This window comes from Ralstonia sp. A12 (assembly GCF_000801955.1).
In the GTDB taxonomy this organism is placed as follows: Bacteria; Pseudomonadota; Gammaproteobacteria; order Burkholderiales; family Burkholderiaceae; genus Ralstonia.
This window is the reverse complement of record NZ_JSZO01000014.1, coordinates 214,917-227,110: the sequence shown is the minus strand read 5'-3', so window position 1 is coordinate 227,110 and position 12,194 is coordinate 214,917. Positions and strand designations below refer to the sequence as shown.

At 64.4% G+C, this 12,194-nt stretch carries 9 protein-coding genes; all 9 read right to left on the bottom strand.

Annotation, left to right across the window (positions count from 1 at the left end):
- Positions 1-185 precede the first annotated feature (185 nt).
- The 9 genes from PI87_RS18055 to PI87_RS18015 all read right to left on the bottom strand — a co-directional run bounded on the left by PI87_RS18055 (position 186) and on the right by PI87_RS18015 (position 12,042).
- Positions 186-812 carry an SAM-dependent methyltransferase gene (locus PI87_RS18055; protein ID WP_039599097.1) on the bottom strand — a complete coding sequence of 209 codons (627 nt, stop codon included), beginning with the start codon at positions 810-812 and terminating at the stop codon, positions 186-188.
- A 31-nt stretch (positions 813-843) separates the two neighbouring features.
- Positions 844-2,421, bottom strand: a complete 1,578-nt coding sequence (gene ubiB, locus PI87_RS18050; protein ID WP_039599096.1) for a ubiquinone biosynthesis regulatory protein kinase UbiB — start codon at positions 2,419-2,421, stop codon at positions 844-846.
- Positions 2,418-3,086 (bottom strand): ubiquinone biosynthesis accessory factor UbiJ, encoded by a 669-nt coding sequence (locus tag PI87_RS18045; RefSeq protein WP_039599095.1) that lies wholly within the window; start codon positions 3,084-3,086, stop codon positions 2,418-2,420. Before PI87_RS18045 ends, ubiB begins: the two co-directional genes overlap by 4 nt.
- A gap of 125 nt (positions 3,087-3,211) precedes the next feature.
- A complete protein-coding gene (locus tag PI87_RS18040) occupies positions 3,212-4,252 on the bottom strand; it encodes a Tim44 domain-containing protein (protein ID WP_198139578.1) in 1,041 nt (346 codons plus the stop codon).
- 129 nt (positions 4,253-4,381) lie between these two features.
- The gene (gene ubiE / locus PI87_RS18035) at positions 4,382-5,113 is read right to left on the bottom strand and encodes a bifunctional demethylmenaquinone methyltransferase/2-methoxy-6-polyprenyl-1,4-benzoquinol methylase UbiE (protein ID WP_039599093.1); all 732 of its coding nucleotides are present in this window, start codon (positions 5,111-5,113) and stop codon (positions 4,382-4,384) included.
- Between the two features lie 61 nt (positions 5,114-5,174).
- Entirely contained in the window at positions 5,175-5,591 is a 417-nt protein-coding gene (locus PI87_RS18030) for a gamma-butyrobetaine hydroxylase-like domain-containing protein (protein ID WP_039599092.1), read from the bottom strand.
- A gap of 24 nt (positions 5,592-5,615) precedes the next feature.
- On the bottom strand, positions 5,616-7,460 hold the full coding sequence (locus tag PI87_RS18025; protein WP_039599091.1) for an ABC transporter ATP-binding protein/permease: 1,845 nt from the start codon (positions 7,458-7,460) through the stop codon (positions 5,616-5,618).
- Positions 7,461-7,567: 107 nt separating this feature from the next.
- Positions 7,568-8,020 (bottom strand): HIT family protein, encoded by a 453-nt coding sequence (locus PI87_RS18020; RefSeq protein ID WP_039599090.1) that lies wholly within the window; start codon positions 8,018-8,020, stop codon positions 7,568-7,570.
- The gene (locus PI87_RS18015) at positions 8,017-12,042 is read right to left on the bottom strand and encodes a DUF3683 domain-containing protein (RefSeq protein ID WP_039599089.1); all 4,026 of its coding nucleotides are present in this window, start codon (positions 12,040-12,042) and stop codon (positions 8,017-8,019) included. Before PI87_RS18015 ends, PI87_RS18020 begins: the two co-directional genes overlap by 4 nt.
- Positions 12,043-12,194: the final 152 nt, after the last annotated feature.

Here is a 12,194-nt window from a genome sequence, read left to right as displayed (position 1 = left end):
GCGCCGGGCGAAGTGGCGGGATTATAGCGATGGGACACCCCGGCGGGGCATCGGTGCGACCACGAATGCCGCCGCGTTTGCCATATTTTTGTGCAGTGGCCCGCAACGGGCGTCCGCAGGCTTTTCGTTGATCGCCGCCAATGTTGCTTCGCACCAACAGTGGCCGCGGCCGGGTACTGGATCCGTCAGCCCCTGCGGCGCCAGACCTGCCAACGCTCGCGGCCGGCAAACACCGGGATCGAATCCGCCTCGTCGATGGGCGTGTCGCTGATGCGCTCAAAAGCCGGTGACAGCAGTGCGTCCAGTTCGGCCTGCGTCGTCTCGAACGGCGGCCCCTTGGGCGATGTCTCCCTGCCCTCCACCACGGCAAAGAAGCCCGCCAGCAAGCCACCCGGCGGCAGCAGCTTCGCAACCTGCGCAGCGTAATCCGGCCACAACCGGCGTGGCATTGCACAGAGGAACGCGCGCTCGTAAATCCACTGCACCGGCCAGTGCGGCGCAAAGCGGAAGAAATCCGCCAACTCCACCACGTTGGCATAGGGGCCCAGCACGACCTTGGCCGACGTGACTGCGCTCGGCGCAAAGTCGATCGCCGTCACAGGCCAGCCGCGCTCAGCCAGCCAACCGGCCTCATAGGCATTGCCGCAGCCCGGGATCAATGTGGAAAGTGGCGCAGGCTGCGCTTCCAGGAATTGCCGGAAGGCGGCCGGCACGCCGTGCGCATCCCAAGGTGTGTGGTCGCGGCTGAAGCGCTCATCCCAGAAAGCGGGATCAGCGGCATCACGGGATTGGAAGACGGGCGGTTCGGTCATGGCAGGGATGAGCAGAGCGGCAATCAGGACGTCAATGACGGGCCAGCCACGCCAGCACGTGCGTAGCGATGATGCCGACCGAGAACCCGCCAATGAACAGCAACGCAGCCGAAAGCAGCCGGTTGGTACGCCGTTGCTCGGCGAGCAGCGCGGTCAATGCGTCGGTCTGGGCATTGCCGTTGCTGTTGGCATGGCGGTCCAGAATCTGGTGCACGAGACGCGGAACGTTCGGCAGCATGTTCGCCCATTGCGGCGCTTCCACCTTCAGGCGTTCGACAAGGCCGCGCCAGCCGATCTGCTCGTGCATCCAGCGCTCGAGGAAGGGCTTGGCGGTCTTCCACAGGTCCAGGTCCGGATCGAGCTGGCGGCCCAGGCCTTCCACGTTCAACAGCGTCTTCTGCAGCAGCACGAGTTGCGGCTGCACTTCTACGTTGAAGCGGCGCGAGGTCTGGAACAGACGCATCAGCACGAGCCCCAGCGAGATCTCGCCCAGCGGCCGGTCGAAATAGGGTTCGCAGCACGCGCGGATGGCACCTTCGAGCTCTTCCACGCGCGTCTCTTCCGGCGCCCAGCCGGATTCGATATGGAGCACCGCCACGCGGTGGTAATCGCGCTGGAAGAACGCCAGGAAGTTCTGCGCGAGGTAGTTCTTGTCGAACTCCGACAGCGCCCCGACGATGCCGAAATCCAGTGCGATGTAGCGACCCAGCGTCTCCGGTGCCACGCTCACGAGGATGTTGCCGGGGTGCATGTCGGCGTGGAAGAAGCCATCGCGGAAGACCTGCGTGAAGAAGATCTCCACGCCGTCGCGCGCCAGCTTGCCCATATCGACACCGGCCGCCCGTAGCTCCTCCGTGTGCGAGATGCGCATGCCGTGCATGCGCTCCATCACGAACACGTCGGAGGTACACCAGTCCCAGAAGACCTCGGGCACCAGCAGCAGGTCGGATTTGGCGAAATTGCGGCGCAGCTGGCTGGCGTTGGCCGCCTCGCGCATCAGGTCGAGTTCGTCGTGCAGATACTTGTCGAACTCGGCGACCACCTCGCGCGGCTTCAGGCGCTTGGCGTCGGCCCAGAGTTTTTCCATCCACGTGGCCAGATCACGCATCAGCGCCAAGTCGCTGTCGATGACGGGCAGCATGCCTGGACGCAGCACCTTCACGGCGACCTCGCGGCCGTCGTCCGGACCGCCGCGCAGCGTGGCGAAGTGCACCTGCGCAATCGACGCGCTCGCCACCGGATGGTGGTCAAAGCGATGGAACAGCGCCGACAGCGGCTTGCCCAGCGACTTCTCGACGATCGCAGCGGCCACCTTCGGATCGAACGGCGGCACACGATCCTGCAGTTTGGCCAATTCATCAGCCACATCGGGCGGCAGCAGATCGCGCCGCGTTGATAGCACCTGCCCGAACTTCACGAAGATGGGCCCGAGCTGTTCAAGGGCGAGGCGCAGACGCTCACCACGCGGGCGCTTGGGCTTGCGACCCAGCGTCAGCAGCCACACCAGCGCGCGGATACGGCGGCTCTTGAAGCCCGACAGCACGAGCTGATCCAACCCGTAGTACAGGATGACGAAAACAATCTTGCCCAGCCGGAAGAAGCGCGTCATGCCGATTCACCCGGGCCGGTGGTCAAAGATGCGATGGAGGTTGCCGGGCGTTGGAGCTTCTCAAGTCGCTCCAGGCGTTTGGCGAGCCGCGCTTCCGCATCGCGCAGCGCGGCCACGTCGGCGGCGAATTGTGCGAGGCGTGCGTGGCGCACCAGCGTGGGTTGTTCATCGGTCAGGTACGACGCCACCGCCTCGGCCAGCGAGCGGCTGACGCGCGTCGCTTCGGTGCGGGCAGCCTGGGCACCACTCACCATGCGCTGCGCGATCACATCGCCAAACACGCGCGAAAGGTCTTCCGCCGCATCCCAGCGCAGGTTGCGCAGCAGCGTCGAGAGCACGTTGGCAAATTCAGCCTCGCCCTCGATGCGCACGTGCTTGAGCACGGCGGCCTGTCCACCCGTCGCGTAGTCGCTGGCCGCAGCAGCAAGCGGCACCACCACGGTCACGGCCGGCTCCACGCCCGCCTCCGGCGCCGTCACGAGACCCGCTGCATCCACCTGCAGCGTCACCGAGACTGGGGCCAGATCAAAGCGCGCAGCGCGACCCGCGAACGGCCGTAGCGTTTCCTGCGCCCAGGGTTCCTGGCGCAGCAGATGATTGAGCGCGAGCAGCAACGGCTGCATCAGCACGAGGGGAAATGAAGACGAGGTAGCTGTCGAAGACATGCGGCAACGGTGCGCAATAACGGGCTAGCCGGTGGGCAACAAAAAGGGCCCGAACCGGACGGTCGGGCCCTATTTTACGGGGAATGTTGAAACGGCCGTTTTGCGCCGTTTCAACACTTACCGCGTTACTGCAATTGCTGGATACCGGCTAGCACCCAGCCGCCGCTGCCTTGCGTCGGCTTGGACAGGTTCCACACCTCGGCAAACGGCTGGGCCGGCGCGCTGGCTTCTTCGCGAATCATGCCCGAGAAGCGCACGCTCGCGAGGTACTCACCGGCTTGCGTCTCGATGCCGAGCATCTCCGCTTCGACCGACACCACGTCGGTCTTGTTGGGCGTGGCGCCGCGATCGGCCAGGTCCATCTTGATCTCGGCAAACATCTCCGGCGTCGTGAATTCGCGGATGTCGTTCAGGTTGCCTGCATCCCACGCGGCCTGCAGGCGGATGAAGTAGACCTTGGCGTTACGCAGGAAGGCTTGCGTGTCGAAATCGGCAGGCACGCCCCACGGCTGCTGCGGTGCGGCGACTGCGGGCTGCGCGTTGACGGCGGCCGGTTCGGCCGGGCCACCCAGGCTCCACGATTGCGCAGCCGTCGGCGCGCCTGCGCCCAAACCCGACGTGTTGGTACCTCCGGTGTTGAACGATGAAGCGGCAGCCTGCGGAGCCGGTGCCGCGGGTTGCGGCACATACGGCTCACGATCACCACCCAGCGACGGGCCACCCGTGGCGTAGGCCGGACCTTGCGGACGCGTGCCACGCACCTTGCGGATGATCCACATCACCACGAAGGCGACGAGGGCGATCAGGATCAGGTTCGACAGCAGCGAGGCGAGGCCCGCGCCCAGACCGAATTTCGACAACAGATAACCGATACCCAGGCCTGCGGCCAGACCGCCGAGCATGCCACCCCAGTTACGCCCAGGCTTTGCTGCCGGAGCGGCCGGAGCCGGTGCTGCCGGCGACGGCTGCGCGGCCGGTGCCGCTTGTCTTGTCGGCGCGGTCGGCGATGTTGGTGCGCTCTGTTGCGATTGCGTGACCGACGACGACTGCTTGCCGACGCTGCGGCTGCCGCCCATACGCTTGGCGTTGGCGTCCACCGCCGCGCCCAGTGCGATCGTCGCGACCAGCGCGCCGACCATCAATTTTCCACCCCAATGCAAACTCATCGCTGTCTTCTCTCCAATGGCAGTGACGCCATTAGATGAGGACGTCAACGCCAAAATTCAATGTGAAGGATCGTGGCATATCGTCGCAGTGCGCTGCATCGCCCATCTGGTGGACCAATAAAAAACCGGTCAGAGGCGACGACCAACGTGCAGGGCCACGACACCCGCCGTCAGGTTGAAGTATTCGACCGAGTCCAACCCGGCCTGTTCCATCATCTGCTTGAGCGTTTCCTGATCGGGGTGCATGCGGATGGACTCGGCCAGGTAGCGATAGCTCTCTGGATCGCCGGCCACCTTGCTGCCCAACCACGGCAGCACCTTGAACGAATACACGTCGTAGGCCTTCTCCAGCGGCTGCCACACCTTGGAGAACTCCAGCACCATCACCTTGCCGCCCGGTTTGACGACGCGGCGCATCTCGGCGAGTGCTCGATCCTTGTGCGTCATGTTGCGCAAGCCGAATGCCACTGTCACTACGTCGAAGTAAGCATCTGGAAAGGGAATGTGCTCGGCATCGCACAGGCAGTTGGGCGTGAGCACACCGGCGTCGAGCAGGCGGTCGCGGCCGACGCGCAGCATCGATTCGTTGATGTCGGTCAGCCACACCTCGCCCGTGGGGCCCGCCTGACGCGCGAATGCCTTGGCCAGATCACCCGTGCCGCCGGCAATGTCGAGCACCTTGTAGCCGGGGCGCACCGCTGCCTGGGCGATGGTGAACATCTTCCACACGCGATGCAGTCCACCGGACATCAGGTCGTTCATCACGTCGTACTTGCTGGCGACGGAATGGAACACACCGGCGACCTTGCCGGCCTTCTCGCGCTCGTCGACCTTCTCGAATCCGAAGTGGGTTTGGCTCATGACAGAAAGAAATACGGTGCGGCGCGTGTGCGCCGCGGACAGTGAAATAAGAACTCGGCAATCAGTGGCCGTGGCCGCAGGCGTGGCCGGCATTGGCGGCCATCGGCGCATCGCGGTCGACACCGGCAGCGGCCAGGCGGTCGAGGTAGGCCTGCCACAGCGTGTCGTGTTCGGCGCCGAGGCGGTACAGGTAGGCCCAGTCGAAGATGCCGGAATCATGGCCGTCGGAGAACAGCGGGCGGATCGCGTAGTTGCCCACCGGCTCCACGCCGACGATGCCTACTTCGCGCTTACCGGTCTGCAGCACTTCCTGCCCCGGCCCATGCCCCTGCACTTCAGCCGACGGCGACAGCACGCGCAGGTATTCGAACGGCAGGCTGAACTGCTTGCCGTCGGCAAAGGCGATCTCCAGCACGCGCGATTGCGTGTGCACGGTAATGCCGGTCGGGTGTGGGGTGTCGGCGGAAAGTCCGGCCATGAAAAACGTCTCTGTGATTGTGTTTCAGGAAGCCGCCAGCGCCATGTGCGCGGGCTCTTCCACCACCCGATAGCTTACCGCAGTCAACGGATCACCCTCGGGGATGTAGCGTAGGCGGCGATGGTGGAATCGTGCCACGGTGCTGCGGTGCGCCACGCTGACGATGGTCACGTCGGGCATCGATTCGAGCACCAGGCTGTACATGAAGGCCTCGGTGTCTTCATCGAGTGCGCTGGTTGCCTCGTCAAGGAAGAGGTAGTCCGGGCGCTGCAGCAAAGCGCGTGCGAAGGCCAGACGCTGCTGTTCGCCGGGCGACAGGCGCAGACTCCAGTTGCTGACCTCATCGAGCAGATCGACCAGCGCCGGCAAGCGGCATGCGATCAGCACCTGTGAGAGGCGCTCGGCGGTGTACTCGGTGGCGAGCTTGGGATACGACAGCGCATCCGCCAGCGTGCCCGACGGCAGGTAGCTGCGCTGCGGGAGGAACAGCACGCTGGCGTCTTCCGGAATCTTGATCTGGCCATTGCCGTATGGCCAGATGCCGGCCACGGCGCGCACCAGCGTGCTCTTGCCGCAACCCGACGGACCATTGACGAGCACGCGCTCACCGCGCGCCAGCGTCATGTCGAAGGGCTCGACCAGCATGTCTTCGGGCTTGTGGTTGGGCAGGTTCAGCGCCAGACCACGTGCCTCGATGGCGGGCACGGCGGCGGTCTCGACTTCGATGTCCTGGATGCCGGCGCGGTGTTCTTCCTCGCGTTCGGCGGCGCACATGGCGCGCTGGAATTCGATCAGGCGGTTGGTAGATGCCTTCCAGCTCACCAGCGTGTTGTAATTGTCGACGAACCACGACATTGCGCCCTGCACCTGCCCGAAGGCCGTGGCCACCTGCATCATGCCGCCCAGCGTGAGCGTGCCGCCAAAGTAGCGCGGCGCCGAGACCAGGAACGGAAAGATGATGGCGAACTGCCCGTAGCCGGAACTGGCGAAGTTCAGGCGCCGGGTGTAGTCCATCAACTGGTTCCAGTTGGCGCGGATGCGCTCGAAGCGGCCGCGCAGAATGGCTTTTTCACTGGGCTCGCCGCGGTAGAGGGCGATGCTCTCGCTGTTTTCCCGCACGCGCACGAGCAGGAAACGGAAATAGGCTTCGTAGCGTTCTTGTTGGAACGACAGCCCGATCAGCGGCCGGCCAACGAAGTGGATGATGACCGAACCCAGCACCGAGTACAGCAGTGCAAACCACACCATGTAGCCGGGGATGACGAAATCGTGCCCGCTCAGCGTGAACGCGAGCGGCCCCGACACCGCCCACAGGATGCCGAAGAACGACACCAGCGTAACCGCTGAATTGAAGAAGCCAAACCCAAGGTTGACCGTGGCATCGGTGAAGTTGCGCAGGTCGTCGGAGATCCGCTGGTCGGGGTTATCTGCGGTGTGTGTCTGTTCGAGCCGGTAGAAGGCCTGCTTGCCCAGCCAGTCGTCGAGGAAGGTGCCGGTGATCCACGTCCGCCAGCGGATGCGCAGCATCATCGTGTAGTACTGCCGCAGCACCGAGGCGATGATGATGCCGGCAGCAATCCACGAGAAACGCCCCAGTTGATGCCAGAACTCGGGCTGGTTCTTCTGTTCGAGCGCGTTGTAGAAAAACTTGTACCACTCGGTGTACAGCACGGTCATGTAGACCGTGAACAGGCTCAGCGCGATGACCAGTGCCAGCAGCCCCCAGGCTTTGTAACGGTCTTCTGAGAACCAGTAGGGCTTGATGAGCTGCCACGTCTCGGACAGGTTCAGCCGGCCGTGGTGAACGTTCAGCTCGGCGATCGAATCCTTGTGGGAGTCGGGTGTGGCGGCGGTGCGCGGAGTCGTCATGGCGATAGCTGTAGCACGGCAAAAAGCGGGCAGAAAGACAGTCTGACGGGCTGCGCGCCACGGGGGTTCCGCGCAGGACGTGGGGATACGTTACCAGCGGTAAACGCTCAGACGTCGGCGAGCGCCGATTGCAGCGCATAGGATAGCGCCGGCAGCTTGGCCGTCACCTCAGCCATGCGCGCGGCATCCGGCTCGCGCTGGGCCGGTCCCCAGACGGCCTCGGGGAAATGCGTGTCCCAGCGGTAGCGCGGAATGACGTGCCAGTGCAGGTGTGGGACGAAGTTGCCGAAGCTGGCGAGGTTGATCTTGTCCGGTGCCAGCTCGGCGCGCAGCACACGCTCCACGCGCGTGACGACTTCCATCAGCCAGTGGCGGTCGGCATCGGACAAATCGGTCTGCTCGGCCACGTGATCGTTCCAGATGACGCGGCAGAAGCCCGGAAAGCGCGCGTGCTCGACCAACACCACGCGCGCCCTGGCATTGCGCCAGACGGGCTCACCGCCGTCGGTCTCACACAGCGCGCAGCCCGCTACCCGAGTATCGCGCTCGCCGGTCGTCACACCAGCACTCGCTCGATGCCGCCGGCGTTGGCGTGAGCGACATAGTCCTCCAGCCAGCTCTCGCCGAGTACATGTCGCGCCATCTCGACCACGATGTAGTCAGCCTGCACCGAGACATCTTCGGTGTAGCGCGACAGACCCTGCAGGCAGGCCGGGCAGCTCGTGAGGATCTTCACGTCGCCGTCGAACGCCTGGCCGCTCTGGCCATCGGCGCGCAGCTTGTCGGCACCCTTCTTCATCTCCTCTTCCTTGCGGAAGCGGACCTGCGTGGAGATATCCGGGCGCGAGACTGCCAGCGTGCCCGACTCGCCGCAGCAGCGATCGTTCTTCTCGATCGCACGGGTCTGGCCATCGGCGCCCAGGTTGCCGCCCATGAGCTGGTTGACCAGCTTGGTCGGGTCCATGGTCTTGATCGGGGTGTGGCAGGGGTCGTGGTACATGTAGCGCGTACCCTGCACGCCGTCGATCTTCACACCCTTCTCAAGCAGGAACTCGTGAATGTCGATGATGCGGCAGCCCGGGAAGATCTTGTCGAATTCATAGCCGGCAAGCTGGTCGTAGCACGTGCCGCAACTCACCACCACCGTCTTGATATCGAGGTAGTTGAGCGTGTTGGCCACGCGGTGGAACAGCACGCGGTTGTCGGTGACGATCTTCTCGGCCTTGTCGTATTGACCACTGCCGCGCTGCGGATAACCACAGCACAGGTAACCCGGCGGCAGCACAGTCTGCACACCCGCGTGCCACAGCATCGCCTGCGTGGCCAGACCCACCTGCGAGAACAGCCGCTCCGAGCCGCAACCCGGGAAGTAGAACACCGCTTCGCTATCCGGCGTGGTGTTCTGCGGGTTGCGGATGATCGGGACGATCTCGTTGTCCTCGATATCGAGCAGCGCGCGCGCCGTCTTCTTGGGCAGGTTGCCCGGCATCTTCTTGTTGATGAAGTGGATCACCTGCTCGCGCACCGGTGGCTTGCCTACCGTAGCGGGCGGATGCGCGGTCTGCTTCTTGGCGAACTTCTTCAGGATGTCGTGACCCAGGCGCTGTGCCTTGAACCCCCAGTCGATCATCACCTTGCGCGTGAGATTGATGGTCTCGGGGTTGGTCGCATTCAGGAAGAGCATCGAAGCGGCCGTACCGGGGTTGAACTTCTTTTGCCCCATCTTGCGCAGCAGATTGCGCATGTTCATCGACACATCGCCAAAGTCGATCTTCACCGGGCACGGCGTCACGCACTTGTGGCAGACCGTGCAGTGGTCGCCCACGTCGGCAAACTCTTCCCAATGCTTGACCGACACGCCGCGGCGCGTCTGCTCTTCGTACAGGAAGGCCTCGATCAGCAGCGAGGTGGCGAGGATCTTGTTGCGCGGGCTGTACAGCAGGTTGGCGCGCGGCACGTGCGTGGCGCACACCGGCTTGCACTTGCCGCAGCGCAGGCAGTCCTTGATCGACTCCGAAATGGCGCCGATGTCGCTCTGCTGCATGATGATCGACTCGTGCCCCATCAGGCCGAACGACGGCGTGTAGGCATTGCGCAAGTCAGCAGCCAACCCTTGCGGGTCATTGATGTCGCGCAGCAGCTTGCCCTTGTTGAAGCGGCCGTTCGGGTCGACGCGGCGCTTGTAGGCCGCGAAGTCGGCGATCTCGTCGTCGGTCAGGAATTCCAGCTTGGTGATGCCGATGCCGTGCTCGCCCGAGATCACGCCGTCGAGCGAACGCGCTAGCGTCATGATGCGGGCCACCGCCTTGTGGGCGTCCTGCAGCATGTCGTAGTCGTCGGAGTTGACCGGCAGGTTGGTGTGCACGTTGCCGTCGCCGGCGTGCATGTGCAGGGCCACGAACACGCGGCCGCGCAGCACCTTCTTGTGGATCGCCTGGGCCTCGTCGAGAATCGGCTTGAACTCGCCGCCGTTGAAGATCTTGCGCAGCTCGGCGCGAATCTCCGCCTTCCACGACACGCGGATCGTGCGGTCCTGCAGCACGTGGAACAGGTTGGCGTCCGGCTGATTGACCAGGCGCTCGTCGATGGTCTGCGCAAGGTAACCCAGACCCAGGCCAATCAGGCTGGCGCGCGCGGTGGCGACCGGTGTGTCGAGATGGTCCAGCAGGTACTGCCAGCGGGCGCGCGTGCTTCGCACCAACTGCTGTGCCTGCTGCACGCGGTCTTCCAGCAATTCAGCGCTGGGGATCTCGTTGGCGTCGTCGGTGCGGCCCAGCGGCAGATCGTTGCGCGCAAAGAAGTCTTGCAGCGCATCGGCCAGCTTGAGCTTGTTCTTGATCGACAGCTCGATGTTGATGCGCTCGATGCCGTCGGTGTACTCGCCCATGCGGTTGAGCGGGATCACCACGTCTTCGTTGATCTTGAAGGCGTTGGTGTGCTTGGCAATGGCGGCGGTGCGCGAGCGGTCGAGCCAGAACTTCTTGCGCGCCTCGGGACTCACGGCCACGAAGCCTTCGCCGCTCTTACCGTTAGCGAGGCGGATCACTTCCGAAGTGGCGCGCGCCACAGCGTCATCGTCATCACCGACGATGTCACCGATCAGCACCATCTTCGGGAAGGCGTTGCGCTTGCTCTTGGTGGCATAGCCGACCGCGCGCAGGTAGCGCTCGTCCAGGTGCTCCAGGCCGGCCAGGATGGCGCCGCCGGGCTTCTTGGTCTCGCCGTCGAGGTAGTCCTTGATTTCGACGATGCTCGGGATCGCATCGCGCGCCTGGCCGAAGAACTCCAGGCACACGGTGCGCGTGGCCTTGGGCATGCGATGCAGGATCCAGCGCGCGCTGGTGATGATGCCGTCGCAGCCTTCCTTCTGCACACCAGGCAGGCCGGCCAGGAACTTGTCGGTAACATCCTTGCCGAGGCCTTCCTTGCGGAACTTGCGGCCTTCGATGGTGAGCGTTTCGGTGCGCAGCAGTTTGCTGCCGACCGGCGCATTGCCGTCGAACCACTTCAGCTCGAACGTCACCATCGGCGCGTCGTGAATCTTGCCGAGGTTGTGGTTCAGGCGCTGGACTTCCAGCCAGTTGCCGTCCGGATCGACCATGCGCCACCAGGCGAGGTTGTCCAGCGCGGTGCCCCACAACACGGCCTTCTTGCCGCCCGCGTTCATGGCGACGTTGCCGCCGATGCACGAGGCGTCGATCGAGGTCGGGTCCACGGCGAACACGAGACCGGCCTTTTCAGCGGCTTCCGCCACGCGGCGCGTGACCACGCCAGCGCCCGAGTAGATGGTCGCAACCGGATGGTCGACGCCCGGCAGGTCGGTCTGTTCGACCGCATCCAGGCGTTCCAGCTTTTCCGTGTTGATGACGGCCGAGAACGGCGTGAGCGGCACAGCGCCGCCGGTGTAGCCGGTGCCACCTCCGCGCGGGATGATGGTCAGCCCCAGCTCGAAGCAGCCCTTGACGATGCCGGCGATCTCTTCTTCCGTATCGGGCGTGAGCACCACGAACGGGTATTCGACGCGCCAGTCGGTGGCGTCCGTCACGTGCGAGACGCGCGACAGACCGTCGAACTTGATGTTGTCCTTGGCGGTGACGCGGCCGAGCACCTTCTGGGCGCGGCGGCGCAGGTCATACACCTGCGCGAATTCTTCCTGGAACGCCTTGACGGCACGGCGGGCATGCACAACCAACTGCTCGACCTTGCTGGCGCGCTCGTCGCCCACGGGGTCGTGGTGCGAATCATGGTCGGCCACACGGCGCTTCTCGATCTCCGCCAGGCGGTGATTGAGCGCATCGATCAGCATCTGCCGGCGCTTGGGCGTCTCAAGCAGGTCGTCCTGCAGGTAGGGGTTGCGGCGCACCACCCAGATGTCGCCCAGCACTTCGTACAGCATGCGCGCCGATCGGCCGGTGCGGCGCTCGGCACGCAATTCGCTCAGGATCTGCCACGCAGATTCGCCCAGCAGGCGGATGACGATTTCCCGATCCGAGAACGAGGTGTAGTTGTAGGGAATCTCGCGCAGCCGGGGCGCAGCGTCCTGCGCCGCGAGTTTGGCGTCGATCAGAAGTGGGGCATTCATGGCGTGCCGCTGGGGAGGGAAGGCGCGGCAAAGAGGGATCGAGCCGCGCGGTCTTTAAAGGGCGATTGTACTGCAAGGTTTAACGTTGATGCGTTGCAGCAACGGTATCCCTGCACCGAGCATGGCCGCAAAAACCGCCGCGTTTTCAATGG

Excerpts from the sequence above, each read along its gene's own strand:
- PI87_RS18025 (WP_039599091.1), bottom strand. The coding sequence starts at position 7,460 with ATGACGACTCCGCGCACCGCCGCCACACCCGACTCCCACAAGGATTCG.
- PI87_RS18015 (WP_039599089.1), bottom strand. The coding sequence starts at position 12,042 with ATGAATGCCCCACTTCTGATCGACGCCAAACTCGCGGCGCAGGACGCT.
- ubiB (WP_039599096.1), bottom strand. The coding sequence starts at position 2,421 with ATGACGCGCTTCTTCCGGCTGGGCAAGATTGTTTTCGTCATCCTGTAC.
- PI87_RS18055 (WP_039599097.1), bottom strand. The coding sequence starts at position 812 with ATGACCGAACCGCCCGTCTTCCAATCCCGTGATGCCGCTGATCCCGCT.
- PI87_RS18045 (WP_039599095.1), bottom strand. The coding sequence starts at position 3,086 with ATGTCTTCGACAGCTACCTCGTCTTCATTTCCCCTCGTGCTGATGCAG.
- PI87_RS18030 (WP_039599092.1), bottom strand. The coding sequence starts at position 5,591 with ATGGCCGGACTTTCCGCCGACACCCCACACCCGACCGGCATTACCGTG.
- ubiE (WP_039599093.1), bottom strand. The coding sequence starts at position 5,113 with ATGAGCCAAACCCACTTCGGATTCGAGAAGGTCGACGAGCGCGAGAAG.
- PI87_RS18040 (WP_198139578.1), bottom strand. The coding sequence starts at position 4,252 with ATGAGTTTGCATTGGGGTGGAAAATTGATGGTCGGCGCGCTGGTCGCG.